At 68.8% G+C, this 22116-nt stretch carries 23 protein-coding genes; 19 read left to right on the forward strand and 4 right to left on the reverse strand.

Annotated elements, in window-relative coordinates:
• Nucleotides 1-27: 27 nt before the first annotated feature.
• From ASF60_RS11535 to ASF60_RS11570, 8 genes are all read left to right on the forward strand, one after another.
• Nucleotides 28-213 carry a hypothetical protein gene (locus ASF60_RS11535; protein WP_056184554.1) on the forward strand — a complete coding sequence of 62 codons (186 nt, stop codon included), beginning with the start codon at nucleotides 28-30 and terminating at the stop codon, nucleotides 211-213.
• Nucleotides 214-484: 271 nt separating this feature from the next.
• Nucleotides 485-574 carry a K(+)-transporting ATPase subunit F gene (locus ASF60_RS11540; RefSeq protein WP_056184556.1) on the forward strand — a complete coding sequence of 30 codons (90 nt, stop codon included), beginning with the start codon at nucleotides 485-487 and terminating at the stop codon, nucleotides 572-574.
• Nucleotides 575-624: 50 nt separating this feature from the next.
• A complete protein-coding gene (gene kdpA / locus ASF60_RS11545) occupies nucleotides 625-2340 on the forward strand; it encodes a potassium-transporting ATPase subunit KdpA (protein WP_056184558.1) in 1716 nt (571 codons plus the stop codon).
• 3 nt (nucleotides 2341-2343) lie between these two features.
• Nucleotides 2344-2595, forward strand: coding sequence for a hypothetical protein (locus tag ASF60_RS11550; protein WP_056184560.1), 252 nt, complete (start codon nucleotides 2344-2346; stop codon nucleotides 2593-2595).
• 103 nt (nucleotides 2596-2698) lie between these two features.
• Complete coding sequence (gene kdpB / locus ASF60_RS11555) at nucleotides 2699-4810, forward strand: potassium-transporting ATPase subunit KdpB (RefSeq protein ID WP_056184562.1); 2112 nt, start codon at nucleotides 2699-2701, stop codon at nucleotides 4808-4810.
• A gap of 32 nt (nucleotides 4811-4842) precedes the next feature.
• Complete coding sequence (locus ASF60_RS11560; protein WP_056184564.1) at nucleotides 4843-5448, forward strand: K(+)-transporting ATPase subunit C; 606 nt, start codon at nucleotides 4843-4845, stop codon at nucleotides 5446-5448.
• A gap of 36 nt (nucleotides 5449-5484) precedes the next feature.
• The gene (locus ASF60_RS11565) at nucleotides 5485-8265 is read left to right on the forward strand and encodes a sensor histidine kinase (protein ID WP_056184633.1); all 2781 of its coding nucleotides are present in this window, start codon (nucleotides 5485-5487) and stop codon (nucleotides 8263-8265) included.
• A gap of 50 nt (nucleotides 8266-8315) precedes the next feature.
• A complete protein-coding gene (locus tag ASF60_RS11570; protein WP_056184566.1) occupies nucleotides 8316-9017 on the forward strand; it encodes a response regulator in 702 nt (233 codons plus the stop codon).
• Here ASF60_RS11570 and ASF60_RS11575 read toward each other — a convergent pair.
• Nucleotides 8972-9274 (reverse strand): RAG2 PHD domain containing protein, encoded by a 303-nt coding sequence (locus tag ASF60_RS11575; RefSeq protein ID WP_338011506.1) that lies wholly within the window; start codon nucleotides 9272-9274, stop codon nucleotides 8972-8974. The two genes, ASF60_RS11570 and ASF60_RS11575, sit on opposite strands and share 46 nt — an antisense overlap.
• 380 nt (nucleotides 9275-9654) lie before the next feature.
• Here ASF60_RS11575 and ASF60_RS11580 point away from each other — a divergent pair, with 380 nt between their 5' ends.
• The 8 genes from ASF60_RS11580 (at nucleotide 9655) to ASF60_RS11615 (ending at nucleotide 14859) form a co-directional block, all read left to right on the forward strand.
• Nucleotides 9655-11619: an OPT family oligopeptide transporter gene (locus tag ASF60_RS11580; protein ID WP_056184568.1), complete on the forward strand. Its 1965-nt coding sequence runs from the start codon at nucleotides 9655-9657 to the stop codon at nucleotides 11617-11619.
• Nucleotides 11620-11653: 34 nt separating this feature from the next.
• Entirely contained in the window at nucleotides 11654-12172 is a 519-nt protein-coding gene (locus ASF60_RS11585; protein WP_056184570.1) for a DUF2243 domain-containing protein, read from the forward strand.
• A gap of 20 nt (nucleotides 12173-12192) precedes the next feature.
• A complete protein-coding gene (locus ASF60_RS11590; RefSeq protein ID WP_156634036.1) occupies nucleotides 12193-12375 on the forward strand; it encodes a hypothetical protein in 183 nt (60 codons plus the stop codon).
• A 103-nt stretch (nucleotides 12376-12478) separates the two neighbouring features.
• Nucleotides 12479-12679, forward strand: coding sequence for a hypothetical protein (locus ASF60_RS11595; protein ID WP_056184573.1), 201 nt, complete (start codon nucleotides 12479-12481; stop codon nucleotides 12677-12679).
• A 181-nt stretch (nucleotides 12680-12860) separates the two neighbouring features.
• Entirely contained in the window at nucleotides 12861-13370 is a 510-nt protein-coding gene (locus tag ASF60_RS11600; protein ID WP_056184574.1) for a ferritin-like domain-containing protein, read from the forward strand.
• Nucleotides 13371-13566: 196 nt separating this feature from the next.
• Nucleotides 13567-14028 (forward strand): 50S ribosomal protein L13, encoded by a 462-nt coding sequence (rplM, locus tag ASF60_RS11605; protein ID WP_056184577.1) that lies wholly within the window; start codon nucleotides 13567-13569, stop codon nucleotides 14026-14028.
• 2 nt (nucleotides 14029-14030) lie between these two features.
• Nucleotides 14031-14510 (forward strand): 30S ribosomal protein S9, encoded by a 480-nt coding sequence (gene rpsI, locus ASF60_RS11610; RefSeq protein WP_056184579.1) that lies wholly within the window; start codon nucleotides 14031-14033, stop codon nucleotides 14508-14510.
• A gap of 97 nt (nucleotides 14511-14607) precedes the next feature.
• Nucleotides 14608-14859, forward strand: a complete 252-nt coding sequence (locus ASF60_RS11615; protein WP_056184581.1) for a hypothetical protein — start codon at nucleotides 14608-14610, stop codon at nucleotides 14857-14859.
• Nucleotides 14860-14880: 21 nt separating this feature from the next.
• On the opposite strand, the gene ASF60_RS11620 is transcribed toward ASF60_RS11615, so the two are convergent.
• Entirely contained in the window at nucleotides 14881-15393 is a 513-nt protein-coding gene (locus ASF60_RS11620; protein ID WP_056184638.1) for a hypothetical protein, read from the reverse strand.
• A gap of 221 nt (nucleotides 15394-15614) precedes the next feature.
• Here ASF60_RS11620 and argC point away from each other — a divergent pair, with 221 nt between their 5' ends.
• Nucleotides 15615-16553, forward strand: a complete 939-nt coding sequence (argC, locus tag ASF60_RS11625) for an N-acetyl-gamma-glutamyl-phosphate reductase (RefSeq protein ID WP_056184583.1) — start codon at nucleotides 15615-15617, stop codon at nucleotides 16551-16553.
• A 960-nt stretch (nucleotides 16554-17513) separates the two neighbouring features.
• A complete protein-coding gene (locus tag ASF60_RS11630; protein ID WP_056184585.1) occupies nucleotides 17514-18053 on the forward strand; it encodes a MucR family transcriptional regulator in 540 nt (179 codons plus the stop codon).
• A gap of 234 nt (nucleotides 18054-18287) precedes the next feature.
• Here the strand turns inward: ASF60_RS11630 and ASF60_RS11635 are convergent, their stop codons facing one another.
• Together ASF60_RS11635 and ASF60_RS11640 are read right to left on the reverse strand one after the other, a co-directional pair.
• Nucleotides 18288-18998: a L,D-transpeptidase gene (locus ASF60_RS11635; RefSeq protein ID WP_056184587.1), complete on the reverse strand. Its 711-nt coding sequence runs from the start codon at nucleotides 18996-18998 to the stop codon at nucleotides 18288-18290.
• A gap of 349 nt (nucleotides 18999-19347) precedes the next feature.
• The gene (locus tag ASF60_RS11640; RefSeq protein WP_056184589.1) at nucleotides 19348-20658 is read right to left on the reverse strand and encodes an MFS transporter; all 1311 of its coding nucleotides are present in this window, start codon (nucleotides 20656-20658) and stop codon (nucleotides 19348-19350) included.
• Nucleotides 20659-20903: 245 nt separating this feature from the next.
• On the opposite strand from ASF60_RS11640, the gene ASF60_RS11645 reads away from it, so the two are divergent.
• On the forward strand, nucleotides 20904-22079 hold the full coding sequence (locus tag ASF60_RS11645) for an MFS transporter (protein WP_056184591.1): 1176 nt from the start codon (nucleotides 20904-20906) through the stop codon (nucleotides 22077-22079).
• Nucleotides 22080-22116: the final 37 nt, after the last annotated feature.

Genomic DNA, 22116 nt, shown 5'->3' on the forward strand with positions numbered 1-22116 from the left:
TCAACCCGGGCGCGGCAGGATCGCGTCATGCTGAAGCTCTCGCCCCCGCGCACCCTCACGTTCCTCCTGTCCCTCGTGCTGATCGGGCTGGCCATCGCCAGTCTGTCGCTGCGCATCCCGATGATCGGTCCGACCGTCGTCAAGTTCAGGGTCTGGTTCTTCGTCGCCGCCTACGTCGTTCTCGCCCTCGGCGTCGTCTCGAAGCGCCTTTAGGCTCGCCCCATCGCGCCCGGTTGGGCCACAATCCTTATGCGATCCTGATAAGATCGGACCGCGCGCCCTCTCGAACCCTAACGCCATTCCCGTCCATCCTGGTGGCCGACCGGATCGATCGTGACATCGCACGTTCGATCCGCCGGACCGGATCGGACGCACCATGCTCGACATCGCCTTCCTCGCCGCCGGGCTCGCCTTCTTCGGGCTGGCCGCCGGCTATGCGCTGCTCTGCGAACGCCTCTGACACGGCTGCCAGGAGCCCCGCACCATGACCCTCGATCTGACCCTCGGCGCCCTCGTGACCCTCGGGCTGCTCGGTTACCTCGCCTACGCCCTCGTCCGCCCCGAGCGGTTCTGACGGCCGCGCCCAAAGCGATCCCCCCGGATCTTCCTCCAGGACGACGTTTCATGACACTCAACGGCTGGATTCAGGTCGCGCTGTTCTGCGCGGTCGTGCTGGCGCTCGTCAGGCCCCTCGGCGGCTACATGACGCGCGTCTTCCAGGGTGAGCGCACCCTGCTCTCTCCCGTGCTCGCCCCGGTCGAGAGGGGGCTCTACCGCCTCGCCGGTCTCGATGCCCGGGGCGAGCAGGGCTGGCGCGCCTATGCCCTCTCGATGCTGGGCTTCCATGCCCTCGGCTTTGCGGCCCTGTACGGCCTGCTGCGCCTGCAGGACGGATTGCCGCTCAACCCGGCCGGGCAAGGCACCGTGGCGCCGGATCTCGCCTTCAACACCGCGGCGAGCTTCGTCACCAACACCAACTGGCAGAATTACGGCGGCGAGAGCACGCTGTCCTACCTGTCGCAGATGCTGGGCCTGACCCACCAGAACTTCCTGTCCGCCGCCACCGGCATTGCCCTCGCGGTCGCGCTGGTCCGAGGGTTCAGCCGCGCCTCGGCTCGCACCATCGGCTCGTTCTGGGTCGATCTCACCCGCTGTACCCTCTACGTGCTGCTGCCGCTCTGCGTTCTCTACACCCTGTTTCTGGTTTCCCAGGGCGTCCCCCAGACCCTCGGACCCTCCATCGCGGCGACGACACTGGAGGGAGAGACCCAGACCCTCGCGCTCGGCCCGGTGGCGAGCCAGGTCGCCATCAAGATGCTGGGCACCAACGGCGGCGGCTTCTTCAACGCCAACGCCGCCCATCCCTTCGAGAACCCAACCGCCCTGTCGAACTTCGTCCAGATGGTCTCGATCTTCGCCCTCGGGGCGGCGATGACCAACGTCTTCGGCCGCATGGTCGGCGACGAGCGCCAGGGCTGGGCTATCCTGGGCGCTATGGGCCTGCTGTTCCTCGCCGGTGTCACGGTCGTCTACTGGGCGGAAAGTGCGGGTAGCCCCGTCCTTAGCCGGCTCGGCCTCACCGGCGGCAACCTGGAGGGCAAGGAACTGCGCTTCGGCATCGTCGCCTCGGCCCTGTTCGCCGTGGTCACCACGGCCGCCTCCTGCGGTGCCGTCAACGCCATGCACGACTCGTTCACGGCGCTCGGCGGCCTGATCCCGATGATCAACATGCAGCTCGGCGAGATCATCGTCGGCGGCGTCGGCGCGGGCCTCTACGGCATGCTGGTCTTCGTCATCGTGTCGATCTTCGTGGCCGGTCTGATGGTCGGCCGTACGCCGGAATATCTCGGCAAGAAGATCGAGGCGCGCGAGGTCAAGATGGCCATGCTCGCCATTCTGTGCCTGCCCCTGATGATGCTGGGGTTCACCGCGCTCGCCACCGTGCTGGCCGCGGGCCTCGCCGGGCCCGCCAATGCCGGCCCGCACGGGTTCTCGGAGATCCTCTACGCCTTCACCTCGGCGGCGGCCAACAACGGCTCGGCCTTCGGCGGCCTGAGCGGCAACACGCCGTTCTACAACACCACCCTGGCGATCGGCATGCTGGTGGGCCGGTTCTTCGTCATCCTCCCGGCCCTCGCGATCGCCGGCGCGCTGGCCGCCAAGAAGACCGTTCCGGCCTCGGCCGGAACCTTGCCGACCCATGGCGGCCTGTTCATCGGCCTGCTGGTCGGCGTCATCCTGATCGTCGGCGGCCTGACCTTCTTCCCCTCCCTGGCGCTCGGCCCGATCGTCGAGCACCTCGCCGGTGCCGCGGGCCAGACCTTCGCGACGGGGGGCTGAGCCATGCGCGCCGCCATCCCGTCGCGCCGTCCCCGGCGCCAATTCCTGCGCCGTCCGCGGCACTGGCCGCATCGTCCGCCGGCGCTGCGTCACCCGGATGGGCCGACATCGGCCTCCCGTCCCGCATCGCCCGCATCCGGAGGCGGGCCGGTCCGGCTCTCGGATCTGATCCTGGCCCTGCTCGGGGTCACCCTCCTGGGCGCCCTCACGCTGATGGCGGCGTTCGATCTTGCGAGCCGTGCGCGCGCGCTCTGACCCGCCTTACGCCCGAGCCTGACGCCCCCCCTCATGCACCCGGCGCACCGCGCCCGGCCTTTTCGCGATTTTTGTGGACATCCCCGCCATGCCTCGCCCCGCCATGCCTCGTCCTGCCTCCTCTCTGTTCCATCCCGCGCTGGTCGGGCCCGCGCTCGTCGGCGCGCTGCGCAAGCTCGATCCCCGCATCATGGTGCGCAACCCCGTGATGTTCGTGGTCGAGGTGGTCGCCGCCCTGACCACGGTGCTCTTCGTGCGTGACCTCGCGACGGGCGCCCCCGGGCTGGCCTTCTCCGGCCAGATCATTCTTTGGCTTTGGTTCACGCTGATCTTCGCCAACTTGGCCGAAGCCCTGGCCGAAGGGCGCGGGAAGGCTCAGGCCGACAGCCTGCGCCGCACCCGCACCGAGATGACCGCCAAGCGTCTCACCGGCGCCGGCGCGGCCTGGGAGGCGGTGCCGGGGACCGACCTGAAGGTCGGCGACCTCGTTTTGGTGGAGGCCGGCGACCTCATCCCCTCCGACGGCGAGGTCGTCGCCGGCGTCGCCTCCGTGAACGAGGCGGCGATCACCGGCGAATCGGCGCCGGTCATCCGGGAATCCGGCGGCGACCGCTCGGCGGTGACGGGCGGGACGCAGGTGCTGTCGGACGTGATCACCGTGCGCATCACGGCGGCGGCCGGCTCCACCTTCGTCGACCGCATGATCGCGCTAGTCGAGGGCGCGTCGCGCCAGAAGACCCCGAACGAGATCGCCCTCAACATCCTGCTGGCGGGCCTGACGCTGGTCTTCGTCTTCGCGGTGGCGAGCATCCCGAGCTTCGCCAGCTATGCCGGCGGCGCCATTCCCCTGGTGGTCCTCGTCGCGTTGTTCGTCACCCTGATCCCCACCACCATCGGGGCGCTGCTCTCGGCCATCGGCATCGCCGGCATGGACCGCCTGGTGCGCTTCAACGTGCTCGCCATGTCGGGCCGCGCCGTCGAGGCGGCGGGCGATGTCGACACCCTCCTCCTCGACAAGACCGGCACCATCACGCTCGGAAACCGGCAGGCCACCGAGTTCCGGCCGGTGACCGGCGTCGCCGAACAGGACCTGGCGGACGCGGCGCAACTCGCCTCGCTCGCTGACGAGACTCCCGAGGGCCGTTCGATCGTCGTGCTGGCCAAGGATCGCTACGGCCTCCGCGCCCGCGACATGGCCAGCCTCAACGCCACCTTCGTGCCCTTCACGGCGCAGTCGCGCATGTCCGGCGTCGATCTCGACGGCGCCTCCATCCGCAAGGGCGCGGTCGAGGCGGTGATCGCCGCCCTGGCGCCACAGCCGATCCTGGCGCCGCAGCCGATCCTGGCTCGAGGTGGTTCGAACGCCGCCCTTGCCGACCGGCCGGCCGAAAACCTGGCGGCGATCGACGAGGTTCGCGCCCTTGCGGAGACCATCGCCAAGGCCGGCGGCACGCCCCTGGCGGTAGCCCGCGACGGGCGGCTGCTCGGTGTCGTCGCCCTGAAGGACATCGTGAAGGGCGGTATCCGCGAACGCTTCGCCGAGCTGCGCCGCATGGGCATCCGCACGGTGATGATCACCGGCGACAACCCGATGACCGCCGCCGCCATCGCGGCGGAAGCCGGCGTCGACGACTTCCTCGCTCAGGCGACCCCGGAGGACAAGTTGGCGCTGATCCGCAAGGAGCAGTCGCAAGGAAAGCTCGTCGCCATGTGCGGCGACGGCACCAACGACGCCCCGGCCCTCGCTCAGGCCGATGTCGGAGTCGCCATGAACACCGGCACCGTCGCGGCCCGCGAGGCCGGCAACATGGTCGATCTCGACAGCGATCCGACCAAGCTCATCGAGATCGTCGGCATCGGCAAACAGCTCCTGATGACCCGCGGGGCGCTGACCACGTTCTCGATCGCCAACGACGTGGCCAAGTACTTCGCCATCATCCCGGCGATGTTCCTGACGCTGTACCCGCAGCTCCAGGCGCTCAACGTGATGGGGCTTGCCTCGCCGCAGAGCGCGATCCTCTCGGCGATCATCTTCAACGCCCTCATCATTGTTGCGCTGATCCCGCTGGCGCTCCGGGGCGTGACCTATCGGGCCGTCGGAGCCGCCGCCCTCCTGCGGCGCAACCTGCTGGTCTACGGCCTCGGCGGCATCCTCGTGCCCTTCGTCGGCATCAAGGCGATCGATCTGGCCGTGAACGCTCTCCACCTCGCCTGACCCGTCCCGCGTTCCCAACCCGAGTGGTTCCCATGCTCGCCTCGTTTCGCCCTGCCCTCGTCCTCTTCGTCCTCCTTACGGCGATCACCGGTCTCGCCTACCCGCTGGCCATGACCGGACTCGCCGCAGCGCTGTTTCCCGGGAAGGCCGCCGGCAGTCTGATCACCCGCGACGGGACCGTCGTCGGCTCAAGCCTGATCGGCCAGTCCTTCACCAACCCGCGCTATATCCACGGCCGCCCCTCGGCGACGGTCGCCGCCGATCCGGTCGACGCGACCCGGACCGTCCCGTCGGCCTACAACGCCTCCAACTCGGCCGGCTCCAATCTCGGCCCGACCAGCGCGGCTCTGGCCGAGCGGGTGAAGGGCGACCTCGCGACCCTGACGGCGGAGAATCCCGGCGCGACCGTGCCGGTCGATCTCGTCACCGCCAGCGGTTCCGGCCTCGATCCGGACATCTCGCCCGAGGCCGCCCTGTTCCAGGTGCCGCGCGTGGCCCGCGCCCGCGGGGTGAGCGAGGACCGTGTCCGCGCCCTCGTCACCGCCCAGGTCGAGGACAGGACCCTCGGCCTCCTCGGCGAGCCGCGCGTCAATGTCCTGGCGTTGAACCTCGCTTTGGACGCCGGCCTCCGGCAATAATCCGGTCGGACCGATGCACAGGATGAGATGGCCCCGATGATGGAGGACGGACGCGAGCGCCAGCGCCCCTCCCCCGACGCGTTGCTCGACCGGGCACGCCGGGACGCGGCCGGTCGCGGGCGTCTCAAGGTCTTCCTCGGCGCCGCCCCCGGCGTCGGCAAGACCTACGAGATGCTGACCATCGGGCGGGCGCGTCTGAAGGCCGGGGCCGACGTCGTCATCGGCTTGGTGGAGACCCATGGTCGGAGCGAAACCGAGGCCCTTGTCGAAGGCTTCGAGGTGGTGCCGCGCCGTCAGGTCGGCCATTCGGGCGGCACCCTCGCGGACATGGACCTCGACGCCCTGCTCGCCCGGCGACCCGCCTTGGCGCTGGTCGATGAGCTCGCCCACACCAACGCGCCGGGCTCGCGGCACCCCAAGCGCTACCAGGACGTGGAAGAACTGCTCGATGCCGGCATCGACGTGCACACCACCCTCAATATCCAGCACGTGGAGAGCCTGAACGACGTCGTGGCCCAGATCACCCGTATCCGGGTGCGCGAGACCGTACCGGACGTCATCCTCGACCGGGCCGACGACATCGAGGTGGTGGACCTCAACCCCGCCGACCTGATCGAGCGCCTGAAGGCCGGCAAGGTCTACGAGCCCGCCCATGCGGAGCGCGCCCTGCGGCACTACTTCGTCCGTGAAAATCTCACCGCTCTGCGCGAGCTGGCCCTGCGCCGCACTGCGGACCGGGTCGACGACGAACTCCTCAGTCACATGCAGGCCAACGCCATCGCGGGGCCGTGGAGCGCCGGCGAGCGGGTGATGGTCTGTGTCAGCGAGGACCCCCGCTCGGCCGGGCTGGTGCGCTACGCCAAGCGCCTCGCCGACCGCCTGCACGCGTCCTGGACCGCCGTCACCGTGGAGGGCACGCGCAGCCTCGGGTCGAGCGAGGCCGACCGGGATCGGGTCGCCGAGGCCCTGCGCCTTGCCGACCGCCTCGGGGGCGATGCCGTGACCCTGCCGGGGAGCTGGCGGGTCGCCGACGACCTGCTGGCCTATGCCCGCACCGCCAACGTCAACCACATCGTCGTCGGCAAGGCGACGCGGTCCTGGTGGTTCGAGCTGGTCCACGGCTCCGTGGTGCACGATCTCGTCCGGCGCAGCGGCGTCATCAGCATCCACGTCGTCGCCGGCGAGATGGCCGCTGCCCCTGCCTCCGCCAGACCGGTGGCGACCGCTCCGGCCAGGACAGGCTTCAACGGGGCAGGCTTCAACGGGGCAGGCTTCGACAGGACAGGCTTCGACAGGACAGGCTACGGCTTCGCCGCGCTGGCGACGCTGGCCGGCCTCGGCCTCGCGCTGGCGCTGAAGCCCTATCTCGGAGTCGAGAACGCCGACCTGTTCCTGCTGACGGCGGTGGTGGCGGTGGCGGCGCGCTTCGGCCTATGGCCCTCGCTCGCCGCCGTGGTCGCCGCCTCGCTGGCCTACAACTTCTTCTTCCTGCCCCCGGTCTACACCTTCACCATCGCCGACCCGACCAACGTCGCGGCCTTCCTGCTCTTCACCCTGGTGGCGGTTCTGGTCTCGAACCTCGCTGCGCGGGCCCGCACGGTCGCGGTCATCAGCCAGCGCCGGGCGCGGGCGACGGAGCGCCTCTACGGCTTCAGCCGCAAGCTCTCGGGCTGCGGCACCCTTGATGACGTGCTCTGGGCCACCTCGGCCCAGATCGCCACGATGCTACGGGTGCGGGTGGTGCTACTGCTGCCCGAGGGTGATTCGATCGCGGTGCGGGCCGGCTATCCGCCCGAGGACCGGCTCGAAGCGGCCGATCTCGCGGCGGCGCGCTGGGCCTTCGCCAACGACCGCCCGGCGGGGCGCGGCGCCGACACCCTCCCGGGCGCCCGCCGCCTGTTCCTGCCGGCACGGACCGGCCGCGGCCCCATCGGCGTCATTGGCCTCGATGCCGACGGCACCGGGCCGATCCTGACCCCCGAGGATCGCCGCCTGTTCGACGCCCTGGCGGATATGGGGGCGCTCGCCATCGAGCGGGTCCGGCTGGTGGAGGACCTGGCGCGGGCGGCGCGCGACGCCGAGACGGACCGGCTGCGCCAGGCCCTGCTCACCTCGATCTCGCACGATCTGCGGACCCCGCTCGCCGCGGTCCTCGGCGCGGCCACCACCCTGCGAGACCTCGACACCGTGCTGGACCCCGAGGCCAAGGGCGACCTGCTGGCGACGGTCATCGCCGAATCCGAGCGGCTGAACCGCTTCATCGTCAACCTGCTCGACATGACCCGGCTCGAGGCCGGCGCGGTGGCGGCCAACCTCACGCCGCAGGACGTCGCCGAGATCGTCGACACCGCCCTTCGCCGTCTTGGCGCGATCCTCGGCGGACACCGGGTGGTGCTCGATCTTCCCGATGCCCTGCCGGCCCTGCGCCTCGATCCCGTCCTGTTCGAGCAGGTGCTGGTCAACCTCCTGGACAATGCGGCGAAATACGCGCCCGCGGGCTCGACCGTGACGGTCGCGGCCGGCGTGACGTCCGAGCGCGCCGGCGGCCCGATGCGCGTTCGCCTCCAGGTGCTGGACGAGGGCGAAGGTCTGCCCGAGGGCGAGGAGGAGCGGGTGTTCGACAAGTTCTATCGGGTGCGCAAGGCCGACAGCGTGCGGGCCGGGACCGGCCTCGGCCTTGCCATCGCGCGCGGCTTCGTCGAGGCGATGGGTGGGACCCTGAGCGCGGCCAACCGCCCGGATCGCGCCGGTGCCGTCTTCACTCTCGTGCTGCCGGTTCCGGTCGACGGCGGCCGCGCACCGGACATTGCCGCATGAGTCGCGCCCGATGAGATTCACCGCATGAGCCTCGCCATGAGATCCGCCGCATGAGCCTCGGCATCCTGGTGGTCGACGACGAGCCGCCCATCCGCAAGCTCCTCCGCACCGGGCTGGCGACGCAGGGCTACACCGTGTTCGAGGCGCCGAACGCCCGCACGGCCCTCGACATTCTGGCGCGCGAGACCATCGCGCTGATCATCCTCGATCTCGGCCTGCCGGACATGCGGGGGCACGATCTCCTGCGCCGCATCCGCGCCGACCACCGCGACCTGCCCGTCGTGGTTCTGTCGAGCCGCGACGACGAGTCCGGCAAGGTCGAGGCCCTCGATCTCGGCGCCGACGACTACGTCACCAAACCGTTCGGCATGGGCGAACTCCTCGCCCGCCTGCGGGCGGCCCTGCGTCACCAGCTCGCGGTCCAGGGCGAGCGCGCCGTGTTCGCGGTCGACGGCCTCAGCGTCGACCTCGTGCGCCGCATCGTCCGCGTCCACGGGGCCGAGGTGAAGCTGACCCCGCGGGAATACGATTTCCTGCGCGTCCTGGTGCAGCATGCCGGCAAGGCCTTGACCCATGCCCAGCTGATGAACGCGGTCTCGACCTCGTCCGACCCGCAATACCTGCGGGTCTACATGCGCCAGCTTCGCCAGAAGCTGGAGGCCGATCCGGAGCGCCCGCGGATCCTGCTCACCGAGACGGGCGTGGGCTACCGGCTGCGCGCCCCCGACGACGAGGGCGGTCCGGCCCGCTGATCGAGGGCGACGGCGCTGGTCCCGCCGAGATGCAGTTCGACGCCGTCGGCCGCGATCCGCACTGCGTCCGGCCGGTGGGCCGTGGCATCGACCGCGTAATGCAGCGCGTCCTGGCGGCTGCGGAACAGGCCTCCGGCGCGGCCGTGGATCTCGGCGGCGACCCAGCATCCCTGCCGGTCCTGGCCGATGACGAAGCACGACGTGCCCCCGTCGATGTCCGGAAGCGCGGGGGCCGGAGGGATGAGCGAAGCGGGCATGGGCGTTCGGGGCTTGCGCGATCCATCCTCGGGACCGCCCGCCTGAACTGCACCCGGACGCGTGAGGATTCGAGCGGGTGTGCGGCCGCGTTTCATGAGCGTTCCATCAGGATCGCGATCGAGCAGCTTGCCTCGGTGGCGGGTTCGGGAAGGCCCGTGGCTGCCTGTCACGGGCCGTCCGCCCGGTAACCTATGTGGTTTGCAGGCCGAGCCGGGTTCCGCACCATGTCGGGGCGTGGCGGCGCTGGGACCGTGCGGTCGGACCCGGTGACTCAGGACCGCGTGCACGGGTTTTCGGTCCCTCGCTTCTGCCCCTCCGCCGCTCCGCCGCCGACCGGGCCACCCCTCACCGCGAGCCGTTCCATGAAGTTTTTCGTTTCGTGAAGAACCCACCGGCGCACGCGGCGGAGCTGACCCTGCGTGGTCTGCTCCTCGGGGCCGTGATCACCGTCGTGTTCATGACGGCGAACCTCTACATGGGCTTGAAGACCGGGGTGACGTTCTCGACCTCCATCCCGGCTGCGATGCTGTCGATGGGCGTGCTGCGGCTGGTGGGCAACGCCAACATCTTCGAGAACAACATCGTCCAGACCCAGGCTTCGGCGGCCGGCACCCTGTGCAACGTCATCCTGGTGCTGCCCGGGCTCGTGCTGATCGGCCACTGGAGCGACTTCCCCTATTGGCAGACCACCGGCCTCTGCCTGATCGGTGGGCTTCTGGGAATCGCGTATTCGATCCCCCTGCGCCGTGCCCTGGTGATGGGCGCCGGCCTGCCCTACCCGGAAGGAACGGCGGCAGCCGAGGTGCTGCGGGCGGGCGACAGCTCCGGCGATGCGGCGCCCCGCGGCGGCCTGCGTCCGCTCCTCGGCGCGGCGGCGCTGGCGGGCCTCGTCGGCCTGTCCACCACGGGCTTCCGGGTCCTGGCCGACGGGATGCACGCCACCGTGGCGGCCGGGTCGGCGCTGTTTCGGTTCGGCACCGGCTTTTCCCTGGCCCTGGTCGGCGTCGGCTACCTTGTCGGGCTCGGCGCCTGCCTCGCCCTTCTCACCGGCGTCGCCATCGCGTGGGGTGTCGCCGTGCCGGTCCTCACCGCGTTGGGGTCCGCCTCCGGCGAGGGCGCGGATGCCGCCGCACGGGCGGTCTGGTCGGATCAGGTCCGGCTGATCGGGGCCGGCATCATCGCGGTCGGCGCCCTCTGGACGGTGGCGAGTCTCGCCCGCCAGATTGCCGGCAGCATGAAGGCCGCCTTCGCGAGCGCGCGGACGGGCGGCGCGGAGATCCCCCGCCAGGAGCGCGACCTGCCGATCACCTGGGTGGCGGGCGCGACCCTGGGCCTCGCCGCCCTTCTGGCCGGGCTGTTCTGGATCTTCGCTTCGGGTGCCGATCTCGGGGCGCTGCACATCGCCGTGGTCGCGGTCGCGACCGTGTTCGCCGTGATGTTCGGTTTCCTGATGGCGGCGGCCTGCGGCTACCTCGCCGGGCTCCTCGGCTCGTCGAGCAGCCCGATCTCCGGCATCGGCATTCTCACCACCCTGGTCACCGCGCTGCTGATCCCCCTCCTGATCGGGCGCTCCGCCGGGCCGGAGGGCGACCGCTTCGTCATCGGGCTGGCGCTGCTCCTCGCCGCCGTCGTGGTGACGACGGCCTCGATCGCCAACGACAATCTGCAGGACCTCAAGACCGGGCAGCTCGTCGATGCCACCCCCTGGCGCCAACAGGTGGCCCTGATGGCCGGGGTCACGGTCGGCGCCCTGGTCATCGCCCCCCTGCTGTCGCTGCTGTATCAGGCCTACGGCTTCGCGCAGGCGCTGCCCCGGCCCGGGATGGACCCGGGCAACGCCCTTCCGGCGCCGCAAGCCGCCCTGATGACCCAGATCGCCAGCGGCATCGTCCACGGTGAGCTGCCCTGGACGATGGTGCTGGTCGGCGCCGCCCTCGGCGTCGTCTTCGTGGTGATCGAGACGCTCCTGCGCCGGCGCGAGCTTTCCTTCCCGGCCCTGACGGTGGGAATCGGCATCTACCTGCCCCTGGAAGTGGTGGTGACGATCGCCATCGGGGGCGTGATCGGCTGGCTGGCGCGCCGCCGGCTCCGCGCCGGGCCAGGCTCCGACGAGGCCGAGCCCCTGGCCCGGCGCCGGGGCGTTCTGATCGCGTCCGGCTTCCTGGTCGGCGAGAGCATCGTCGGCGTCCTGCTCGCCGCCGCCGACACCCTGTCGGGGCGCAGCTCGTCCCTCGTGCTCGTCGGACCCGATTTCGCGCCGGTGGCGACCGGTCTCGGCGCCGTGGTCTTCGCCGCGATCGTCCTCGGCTTCCAACACTTGGTGTCCCGTGCGCCGCCGGCGTGACGAACCCGGGCTCCCGTCCCCGATGAGGCATCGCATGACCGCTCCGGTTAGCCCTTCGCCCCTTGGCCCCGGAAGCGCCGTCCCCGGCCCGGACGCGCCTCGCTTCCCCATCGCGGCCGGCTTGCTGTTCGGCCTCGGCCTCGGTGGCTTCTTCGACGGCATCGTGCTGCATCAGGTGCTGCAATGGCACCATATGCTCAGCAGCTGGTACCCGATCACCTCGATCGAGAACCTCGAGCGCAACACCCTGTGGGACGGGATCTTCCACAGCGCCACCTACGTGTTCGTGGTGCTCGGCCTGTTCCTGCTGTGGCGCAGCGCCCATCGGCGCCACCTGCGCTGGTCGAACCGGCAGTTCGCCGGGACCCTCCTGATGGGCTGGGGCCTGTTCAACACCCTCGAGGGATTGATCGACCACCAAATTCTTGGCGTCCACCATGTCAACGAACGGGTGCCGCCCACGCAGTGGCTCGCGTGGGATCTCGGCTTCCTGGCCTGGGGTCTCGTGATGCTGATCGTCGGGTTCGTTCTTGTTCGGAATGCCCGCGCGTGATGCCGCCCCGGACCTTTCGGATGATCATACCGTGGCGGGGGAGCCTGCCCTGGCGGCCGGTCCTGCCCTGGCGGGCGGTCCTGCCCTGGCTGGCGCTCGCGGCCGGACTCGTCCTGGCGACGCTTCCGATCTGGCGTCCCCTGCTCTTCGGCCGGGATCTCAGCCTCGACGACCTGCTGACCCTCCGGTGTCTCGGCGTGTGAGTGTTTCGCGGCCCGAGCTTGACCCGGGTGCCGCCGCGCGGGAAGGCACGGCACCGAACCGGCGCCCCCGCCCGAATTCCCGCTTACCCCCAGGATTGCCCCGATGGCCACGCCGCGAGACCTCAAGGTGCAGATGGCTGGCGAGACCCGCGCTCGCGAACGAGCCCAAGCCCTGGCCGCCACGCAGGCTGCAAAGGCGCAGCGGGCTGAGATCGCGGCGCGCGCCGCGGAGGCCGAGCGCGACGAATGGAAGGCCCGGGCGCTCGCCGCCGAGGCGGAACTGGCCCGCCTCAAACCGGCCTGAGCGCGAGCGCGTCAAGCAAGCTGGACCGTTCGTCTACACATCGCACCGGTTCGGTCCCGGTGATGCTTTGTCGCGGATTGGTCTATAACAAATGCCAACCCGTTATGCGGAACAGGAGCCCAGCTTCTGATCTTCTCGTGACGACAGCGAATGCATTCGCGACGACGAGGAGATCTTCCACGTGACCATCGATACGCGCGAAATTTACGTGACCGCCCTGAAGAATACCCATGCGCTCGAGATGCAGGCGCTCCAGATCATGGAGCGTCAGGTCGAGCGTCTGCAGCGCTATCCCGAAATGGAGCAGGCCCTGCGCCGCCATATCGAGGAGACCCACGGTCAGCGTACCCGGATCGAGGAGGCCCTGCACAGCCTCTCGGAAAGTCCCTCGACCATCAAGGAGGGCGTGCTGGGCTTCGTCGGCAACATGATGGCCCTCGGCCATACGCCGGCGCAGGACGAGATCCTGAAGAACGCCTACGCCAACCACGCTTTCGAAAATTTCGAGATCGCCGCCTACGAATCGCTGATCGCCATCGGCGAGGCGGCTGGGCAGCAGACCGCCCTCACGGGCTTCCAGCAATCGCTCCGCGAGGAGGAAGCGATGGCCCGCAAGGTGCGGGAACTCGTGCGCCCGACCACGCTGCGCTACATCGACCTGACCACGGCGGGCGAGAAGGCGGACCGCTGATCCGGCCTGCGGTATTTGGGTACCGCATGCCCGAAATGCTTCGAATAATTGCGCTTTTCGGGTTTTCGAGGACCCAAAACCTGAACGAAGCGGGTTGACGAATCCGATGCATGTCCCTAGAGGAACCGTCAACGCCGCCGCGTCCCGCACGCGGCGGCGCATCGTTTTGTTCAGACACCATACGGAACGCCACGGGATGAAGACCTTTTCTCTGAAGCCCGCCGACGTCGACAAGAAGTGGATCATCGTCGATGCGGAGGGCCTGGTCGTCGGCCGGCTCGCCTCCATCGTCGCCATGCGCCTGCGCGGCAAGCACAAGCCCGCGTATACGCCCCACGTCGATTGCGGCGACAACGTCATCGTCATCAATGCCGAGAAGGTGAAGTTCACCGGCCGCAAGCGCGAGCAGAAGGTGTACTATCACCACACCGGCTACCCGGGCGGCATCAAGGAGCGCACGGCCAAGTTCATCCTCGACGGTCGCTTCCCCGAGCGCGTCGTGGAGAAGGCCGTCGAGCGCATGCTCCCGCGTGGTCCCCTCTTCCGCCAGATCATGGGCAACCTCCGGGTCTATAAGGGCTCCGAGCATCCCCACACCGCCCAGCAGCCGCAGGCGCTCGACGTCGGCAGCCTCAACCGCAAGAACGTGAGCGCTTGATCATGGCGACCCTTCAGTCCCTCTCCGACCTGAACCGCGCGAACGTCGAGTCGCCGGAGAACGCCGCTCCGGTCCACGTCCAGAAGCTCGATGCCCAGGGCCGCGCCTACGCCACCGGCAAGCGCAAGGACGCGGTCGCCCGCGTCTGGATCAAGCCCGGCACCGGCAAGGTCGTGGTCAACGGCCGCGCCGTCGAGGTGTATTTCGCCCGTCCGGTGCTGCGCATGATCCTGCGTCAGCCGCTCACCATCGCCAACCGCGTCGACCAGTACGACATCACCGTCTCGGTGCATGGCGGCGGTCTCTCGGGTCAGGCCGGCGCCGTGCGCCACGGCCTGTCCAAGGCGCTGACCTACTACGAGCCGGAGCTGCGCGCTCCGCTGAAGCGCGAGGGCTTCCTGACCCGCGACAGCCGCGTGGTCGAGCGCAAGAAGTACGGCCGCAAGAAGGCTCGCCGCAGCTTCCAGTTCTCGAAGCGCTGAGGCGCTCCGTCACGATGTATCTGGGCAGGGCGGCTTCGGCCGCCCTTTCCTTTTGAGCCGCCGCCTTTTGAGCCGCCGCAGAGAGACACGGACCCCCATGGCGAAGCCCTTCCGACGCGTCACCCGGCCCGACGCCTCCGCCGTCACCCTCTGCCTCGCGGAGACCGGCGGCGCGCAGACGGGCGAGGTCAAGCTCGCCGACGGCCGCCTGTTCAGCACCACCGGCGTCATGCCCATCGCGCAGGCCTTCGGGGTGGCCGTCCACGTCGCCAACGAGGGCGGTCTGGAGATCGTGGTGATCGATCCCCAGAACCTGTGGAAGCCCTCCTGGGGTGAGCTGATCGCCTGACGGTGTCGGAGGCCTGATCGGTCAGGCGTGCAGGGCGTGCTCCAGTTCGCCCTTCGACATCTTCGAGCGGCCGGGAATGTTCTTGTCCCGGGCCGCCTTCATCAGGTCCGCCTTGGTCCGGCCTGATCCCGCATGGGTCGATTTCCGTGCCGCGGCGGTCTTCTTCGCGACGTCGGCCGGCTGCTTGGAGAACTGCTTGCCCTTGGCCGAATCAGCCTGCTTCTTCCGGGTCGAGCGGTCGTACTCGGATTCCGACACGGACTCGCGGGCCTTCTTCGGCAGGTAGCGTTCACCGGTCTCGCCGCTCTTCTCGCCGGACTTCGTGTCCCACTCCTCCTCGGTCCACTGCTTCAGGTGGTTGTCCTCGGACTTCTTGCCCTTGTAGCCGCCGCCGGCGTCCTTGTAGGCCTTGGTGGCCGCTTGGGCCTTGCGCGCCGACCATTGGCCCGGCTTGCCGCCCTTGTCCGAGTCCGTAACCTGCTTCTTCACCTTGTCCCAGAGCTTGGGATCGGTCTTTTCCGCGCTGGCTGACATCTGCATGACCTCGATGGAACGTCTCGTCATGCCTCAACCGGTCGGTCGCGCGCCCCGTTCCAGGTCCGGGACCGGGATACACAGGCTTGATCGACTGTCATCATGCGTTAGTCGCGCGGGGGCCAAGACATTGACTTGAGGAAGCGTCCCGGCCACGTCGCTCCGGCAGGTCGGCGCAGGATCATTCCGCAGCGACGCGGCGAGAAGGATGTCAGGTGGCCATGAGCGAGAGCGGCGCGGGGCACAAGCCCACGATCTTCATCGACGGCGAGGCCGGAACCACGGGCCTCGGCATCCGCGAGCGCCTCGAGCGCGAGGGCCGCGTCACCCTGAAGAGCATCCCGCACGAGAGCCGCAAGGACGCGGCCGTCAAGCGGACGCTGCTCGAGGCGGTCGACCTCGTCGTTCTGTGCCTGCCCGACGCGGCCGCGAAGGAGACCGTGGCGCTGGCCGACACCTTGCCGGGCGGCGGCCCGCGCATTCTCGATGCCAGCACCGCGCACCGGGTCGATCCGGCCTGGGCCTACGGCTTCGCCGAATTGGAGCCGGCTCAGGCGCAGGCCATCCGTCAGGCGCGGCGGGTCGCCAATCCGGGCTGCTATCCGACCGGCGCCATCGCGCTGATCCGTCCCCTGGTGGAGGCCGGGATCCTTCCGCCCGATCATCCGGTCAGCATCAATGCGGTCAGCGGCTATAGCGGCGGCGGCAAGAGCATGATCGAGTCCTACGAGGCCGGACATGGCGAGCCGTTCCTGCTCTACGGCCTCGGCCTCGGGCACAAGCACCTGCCGGAGACGCAGACCTATGCCCGGCTCACCCGCCGGCCGATCTTCATCCCGTCCGTCGGCAACTTCCGCCAGGGCATGCTGGTGAGCGTGCCGCTCCACCTCGACACCCTGCCGGGAGCCCCTCGCGCCGCCGATCTCGAGGCGGCCCTGGTGGCCTATTACGAGGGCCAGGATCTGGTGCGGGTGGTCCCGGCCGACGGCACCGAGAGCATCGAGCCGGAAGCGCTGAACGACACCGACCGCCTTGAATTGCGGGTCTACGGCAACGAGACCCATCGGCAGGCGGTCCTGGTCGCCCGCCTCGACAATCTCGGCAAGGGTGCGTCCGGCGCAGCCGTGCAGAATATCGGGCTGATGCTCGGTCTCGACTGACTCGCGCACGCATCGGCCGTTCCCGATGCCCGCAGGCCCGCGCCGCAGGCCTGCGGGCACACCCGTGCGCGGGATCGTGCCGCCAAGCCACGTTTGACGCGATCGTGATCCGACATCGCGGGCGGCCTCGACGCGTCGAGGCCGCCCGTTCGTCTTGCGCGATACCTCGGGCCGCGCGTTCCGGCCCGACCCGGAGATCGAACCGCCCTCCTGCGTACCGGCGGTCGAAGGTGCACGGGTTCCGCGTGTTGCTGCATTCTCCGTAGGATGCCGGCAGAGTTGCGGTGCAGCACCCAGCATCGCCTCAGTGCTGATCCCTCGCGACGACGGTGTTTGATCAACCATCCGTGAGTGACTCAGCCCGCGCCAAGACGGCGACCGGGCAAAGTCGATGTGCCATCTGGCCAGGATCGATTCCGGCCCGCCGCGTAACGGAATCACTGCGTTCCAAACCAAGCTTTTCTCGTCGCGGCGGCATAAAGACGGTCAGCTTCATTGCGAACACCATAAATTTGTTTTATCGCATGAAACGCAATGTCCAATGTTCTTATTGAGATTCATGGTGAGACCTTCGGGGTAAGGATCGATTTTTCGCGAATTCCTTTGTGGAATAGTCCGCGTCCGGAGCGTGACGATCGACATGCGGACCGGCCTTTCCAGGATTTCCACGCGTCGATCCGAACCGGCCAGTGGTCCTTGGCACGGCGACGCTGCTTTTCAGCAGGAACGGGACAGGTCGTGCAGGCCCTTCGTCTCCACACGCAGGACACGTGACAGTCTTGTTGGTCAACCGGGGCGCGATTGATCACACCAGTGCAGGCCATGCGCGAAAAATTGACAAATGATCCACAGCGCGCCGAGGGAAAACCTCGCAATCTTTGATACAACATCTTGCTTGCAAAAAGATCTGAGCCTACGCTTCAAGACAACTCCAACAGATATGCAGATCGGTGGCGCCACATGAACGAAACAGACAACGACTCAGCTCGGCTCATCACCCTGGCGGCCGATATCGTCTCGGCCTACGTCAGCAACAATCACGTTCAAAGCGCCGAGTTGCCCAAGCTCCTCAGTGATGTTCATGAGGCGATCCGTGGCGTGACCAACAGCGGCTCGTCCGCTGCCGAAGCCGGCCCGCCGAAGGCGACCCCGCAGGAGATCCGCCGCTCGATCTCGTCGGACTACCTGATCAGCTTCGAGGACGGAAAGCAGTACAAGACCCTGCGCCGACACCTGACCTTGCGTGGACTGACCCCTGAGCAGTATCGCGCCAAGTGGGGCCTGGCGCCCGATTATCCGATGACCTCGGCCAGCTATTCCGAGCAGCGTTCCGAGCTGGCCCGCGCCCTCGGCCTCGGCCAGCAGCGCCGCAAGGGCATCGCCAAGAGCGCGCCGGAAGAGACCGTGACGGCCGAACCCCCGGAGGAGCCCGAGGCCGAGGCCGAGGCCGCTCCCGCAGAGAAGAAGCGTCGCGGTCCCCGCAAGAAGGTCGACGCCTGATCTGACAGATCTCTGCCCGCCCGAGCGGCACGGTGCAGAGATCACGTCGGTCCTCGCGATAACAGACAGGTCGGCTTGAGGGACGCTCGAGCCGGCCTGATCTTTATGCGGGCCGAATAGCGCGCCCCGTGAAGGTGGGCCGACGCTTCGAATGGATGCGGACAGCTGTGCTGGAGTTTGTCAGGGATTGGGGGAAACCGGTCATCCCGACAGGACAAGCAAAAACGACAGACGCTAGGCCGGCAGCACGACCACCTTCGCCTTCAGCGGCGTACGCGCGTAGAGGTGGATCATGTCCTGCGTGAGCAGGCCGACGCAGCCACTGGTGATGCCGCTGCCGATGGTGTCGGGCTCACTGCTGGCGTAGATCGTGTAGAGCGTATAGGCGCCGTTCTGGTAGAGGTGCAGCGTGCGGGCGCCGAGTGGGTTGTCGAGACCGCCCGGCATGCCGCGGGCATATTGGGCGGCTTCCGGCTGGCGCCGGATCATCTCCTTGGGCGGTGTCCAGGTCGCCCATTCGGATTTGCGGCCGACATAGGCATCCCCGCTCCACAGGAATCCGTCGCGGCCGACATTGGCGCCGTATCGCGTGGCGGCGCCGTCCCCCTCGATGCGATAGACATAGAAATTGCGCGGATCGACGACGATCGTGCCGGGTGCCTCCTTCGACTCATACCGAACCGTCCGGCGATAGTATTTCGGATCGACCTTGCTGATGTCGGTCGCCGGAATCGGAAATTTCTCGTCCGGCATCGCTCCGTAGGTCTTCGCTGCCTCGGCGAGGACCATCCCATCGGGTGTCACGCAACCGGTCAACCCCAGGGTTCCAAGGCCGACGGCCGAGCCGACCAGGAACGCGCGGCGGTCGAGAAATCCGGCCCGCTGGGGAGATGGAGCGAGATCCTGCGTCTGGCCGGCATCCGCCCGTCTACCTGTCAGGGTCATGATCTTCGAAGTCCCGGGTCTGTCGGTCCACCCTGCGGGATGGCTCGATCGAAAGCGTCGCGGCGTTGCGCGGGTGATGCGTATTGCCAAGCTCAGATTGCCCCGGCCCGGCTGGGCTGACAAGCTTTACTCGGTCTCCGTGGCCCTTGTCCTGTTCGAAGCCCGGCATGTTTCGGGCGATTCTTCCAGATTCCGCATAGCCACCGGCCTTGCACCGGGACTGAAACAGTTGGGCCACAGTATCGTGGTCGCGCGATCCACACCGCATCCCTGCACCCGACGGGGCTGATGCGGATCGGCCGACGCCAGGATCGGCGCGACCGGATCGAAACAGTACGGGCCTTCCCGGTCATGCCGCTGCGTCGGACTCCATATCCTTGCCGCGCGTTTCCGGCATCCAGAGGGCCGCGAGGGTTCCGATGATGCTGAAGGCGACGAGATAGTAGGCCGGCGCCAGCTTGTCGCCGGACAAGGCGATGAGCTTGTTCACCAGGTAGTTCGTGCTGCCGCCGAAGATCGAGACCGAAAAGGCGTAGACGATCGAGAGGCCGGCACTACGCACCGCGCGCGGCAGCGATTCGGGGATCGCCACGATGATGGCCGCCGCATTGATCGAGGAAAGTGCGGAGAGCAGGAAGGTGACGGCGTAGACCGAGGGGCCTGTCGGGTCGCGCACGAGCCAGACGAAGGCCGGCAGGGTCAGCACGACGATGAGGACGCGCGGCCAGATCAATACCGCGCGCCGCCCGATCCGATCGGCGAGCCAGCCGCCGATGAGCGGAAACACGATGGAGGCGAGGCCGAGGGCAATCGGCACCGCCGTCGAGATCGTCTCCGTCAATCCCAGCGTCGCCTGGGCGTAGACCGGCATGTTGGTGCCGATGGCATTGGACACCGTGGAGGCCGCGATGATCAGGAAGGTCAGCGCGAGGAGCCGCCCATGTTCGCGCACCAGACGCCGCACTACGCCGAAGGTCGAGGCAGCGGCGGCGGGATCGGCCCGTTCGCCCGCGGTCTCCGGCAGGTGACTGCGGATGATCAGGCCCACCGGCACCACGCCGATGCCGAGTGCGAACATCACGCGCCAGCCCCAGTCGCCCATCGCGGCATCGCCGACCGCGAAGGTGAGGGCCGAGGCGCAAAGGCCGGCGATCAGGGCCGCGCAGCCCTGGCTGGCGATCTGCCAACTCGCCACGAAGCCGCGGTGCTTCGGGGGCGCGGCCTCCAGCAGGTAGGCGGTGGAGGGGCCGACCTCGCCGCCAAGAGCGAGCCCCTGGATGAGCCGGCCCACGATGACGATGACCTGTGACCAGCCGCCCAGAGTGGCGTAGCCGGGGGCAGCCGCCAGCATCACCATGCCGATGGCCATGAGCGCGATGGTGATCAGCATGGCGGGCTTGCGCCCGGCCCGGTCGGCGAAGGCCCCGATGAGGATGCCGCCGATGGGCCGCATGACATAGCCGATGCCGAACAGAGCCAGGGAGGCGAGCAAGCTGTCGGTGGCGTTCTGCGAGGGGAAGAAGGTCTCGCCGATCGACTTCGCAAAGAAGGCGTAGATGGTGAAGTCGTAGAATTCGAGGGCATTGCCCAGGACGACGGCCGCCACCGCCTTTCGCTCCAGGACCGGGTGCGGCCCGGTGTTCGTTGCATCCGTGTTCATGGCCGGGTCCCTCGCGTCAGCGTGGCCTATGCCGGCCGCGATGGAGGAGTTCCAGCAGAACTTTCGGATCGCATTCGGCCGACGCTTGGGCTCCCTGACCTCGACGCATCGCTGGTCCGGGCTGCCTCGTGTTAGCCCCTGGATCTGACGTTGCACTGCAGCGATCCGGTCTCGCGCCGTCCCGGTGCAGCCCGATCCCGTGCCCGAATCCCGATTTCACGCCCCGACCCCATCGCAAGGCACCGATGCTGTCCCGCTCCTCGACGTTGTCCCGCCCGATTCTGGCCCTCGCGGCCGCCTCCTTCGGCATCGGCACCACCGAATTCGTCATCATGGGTCTTCTTCCGGATGTGGCGGCGAGCTTCGGCGTCAGCGTTCCGCGCGCCGGCCTGCTGGTCTCCGGCTACGCTCTCGGCGTCGCGGTCGGGGCTCCCATCGTCGCCATCGCCACCGCACGTCTGCCGCGCAAGACCGCCCTGCTCGTCCTGATGGCGGTGTTCCTCCTGGGCAACCTCGGCTGCGCCCTGGCCCCGACCTACGATCTCCTGATGCTGGCCCGCATCGTCACCGCCTTCGCGCACGGTGCCTTCTTCGGCATCGGCGCCGTGGTGGCGAGCAGCCTGGTGCCGCGCGAGCAGCGGGCCCAGGCCGTGGCGCTGATGTTCGCCGGCCTGACGCTCGCCAATGTCCTGGGTGTGCCCTTCGGGACGGCATTGGGCCAGGTCGCCGGCTGGCGCGCCACCTTCTGGGGCGTCCTCGTTCTCGGCGTGGCGGCGGCGGGGGCGATCCTGGCCTTCGTGCCGGGCGGTATGCCGGGCTCGCGCGGCGGCCTTGCCGGCGAATTCCGCTCCCTCCGGCGCTGGCCCGTACTGCTGCCGATGCTGATCAGCACGCTGGCCTCCGTGAGCCTGTTCACGGTGTTCACCTACATCACCCCGATCCTGGAGGATGTGAGCGGGCTGACGCCGACGCAGGTGACCGGAGCCCTGCTGCTGTTCGGAGTCGGCCTGACGGTCGGAAACCTCGCCGGAGGCCGCCTCGCCGACCGGCGCCTGATGGCGACCGTCATCGGCAGCTTCGCGGCCCTGGTGGCCGTTCTGGCGCTGTTCGCCTTCACCGCCCAGGCGGCGATCCCCGCCGTCATCACGCTGCCGATCTGGGGCGCCCTGGTCTTCGCCGTCGTGGCGCCCCTCCAGGTCTGGGTGGTGGAGGCGGCAACCGATGCGCCCAACCTGGCCTCGACCCTGAACCAGGGGGCCTTCAACCTCGGCAATGCCAGCGGTGCGGCCCTCGGCGGGGCTCTTGTCACGGCCGGCTACGGCTATGGCAGCCTGCCCTGGTTCGGCTCCGCCATCGCGCTCCTGGCCCTCGTGCTGACCCTGACGGCCCGGCCGCGCGGGACCCGTCCGGTTCCGGCCTGAGCGCCGGAGCGGCGGAACAGGACCGGGGGCTCAGAAC

The sequence above is a fragment of the Methylobacterium sp. Leaf113 genome (assembly GCF_001423325.1).
Classification (GTDB): Bacteria; Pseudomonadota; Alphaproteobacteria; order Rhizobiales; family Beijerinckiaceae; genus Methylobacterium.

Coding starts and splice junctions, on each gene's coding strand:
- ASF60_RS11535 (WP_056184554.1), top strand. CDS start 28: ATGCTGAAGCTCTCGCCCCCGCGCACCCTCACGTTCCTCCTGTCCCTC.
- ASF60_RS11540 (WP_056184556.1), top strand. CDS start 485: ATGACCCTCGATCTGACCCTCGGCGCCCTCGTGACCCTCGGGCTGCTC.
- kdpA (WP_056184558.1), top strand. CDS start 625: ATGACACTCAACGGCTGGATTCAGGTCGCGCTGTTCTGCGCGGTCGTG.
- ASF60_RS11550 (WP_056184560.1), top strand. CDS start 2,344: ATGCGCGCCGCCATCCCGTCGCGCCGTCCCCGGCGCCAATTCCTGCGC.
- kdpB (WP_056184562.1), top strand. CDS start 2,699: ATGCCTCGTCCTGCCTCCTCTCTGTTCCATCCCGCGCTGGTCGGGCCC.
- ASF60_RS11560 (WP_056184564.1), top strand. CDS start 4,843: ATGCTCGCCTCGTTTCGCCCTGCCCTCGTCCTCTTCGTCCTCCTTACG.
- ASF60_RS11565 (WP_056184633.1), top strand. CDS start 5,485: ATGATGGAGGACGGACGCGAGCGCCAGCGCCCCTCCCCCGACGCGTTG.
- ASF60_RS11570 (WP_056184566.1), top strand. CDS start 8,316: ATGAGCCTCGGCATCCTGGTGGTCGACGACGAGCCGCCCATCCGCAAG.
- ASF60_RS11575 (WP_338011506.1), bottom strand. CDS start 9,274: ATGCCCGCTTCGCTCATCCCTCCGGCCCCCGCGCTTCCGGACATCGAC.
- ASF60_RS11585 (WP_056184570.1), top strand. CDS start 11,654: ATGACCGCTCCGGTTAGCCCTTCGCCCCTTGGCCCCGGAAGCGCCGTC.
- ASF60_RS11590 (WP_156634036.1), top strand. CDS start 12,193: ATGATCATACCGTGGCGGGGGAGCCTGCCCTGGCGGCCGGTCCTGCCC.
- ASF60_RS11595 (WP_056184573.1), top strand. CDS start 12,479: ATGGCCACGCCGCGAGACCTCAAGGTGCAGATGGCTGGCGAGACCCGC.
- rplM (WP_056184577.1), top strand. CDS start 13,567: ATGAAGACCTTTTCTCTGAAGCCCGCCGACGTCGACAAGAAGTGGATC.
- rpsI (WP_056184579.1), top strand. CDS start 14,031: ATGGCGACCCTTCAGTCCCTCTCCGACCTGAACCGCGCGAACGTCGAG.
- ASF60_RS11615 (WP_056184581.1), top strand. CDS start 14,608: ATGGCGAAGCCCTTCCGACGCGTCACCCGGCCCGACGCCTCCGCCGTC.
- ASF60_RS11620 (WP_056184638.1), bottom strand. CDS start 15,393: ATGTCAGCCAGCGCGGAAAAGACCGATCCCAAGCTCTGGGACAAGGTG.
- argC (WP_056184583.1), top strand. CDS start 15,615: ATGAGCGAGAGCGGCGCGGGGCACAAGCCCACGATCTTCATCGACGGC.
- ASF60_RS11630 (WP_056184585.1), top strand. CDS start 17,514: ATGAACGAAACAGACAACGACTCAGCTCGGCTCATCACCCTGGCGGCC.
- ASF60_RS11635 (WP_056184587.1), bottom strand. CDS start 18,998: ATGACCCTGACAGGTAGACGGGCGGATGCCGGCCAGACGCAGGATCTC.
- ASF60_RS11640 (WP_056184589.1), bottom strand. CDS start 20,658: ATGAACACGGATGCAACGAACACCGGGCCGCACCCGGTCCTGGAGCGA.
- ASF60_RS11645 (WP_056184591.1), top strand. CDS start 20,904: ATGCTGTCCCGCTCCTCGACGTTGTCCCGCCCGATTCTGGCCCTCGCG.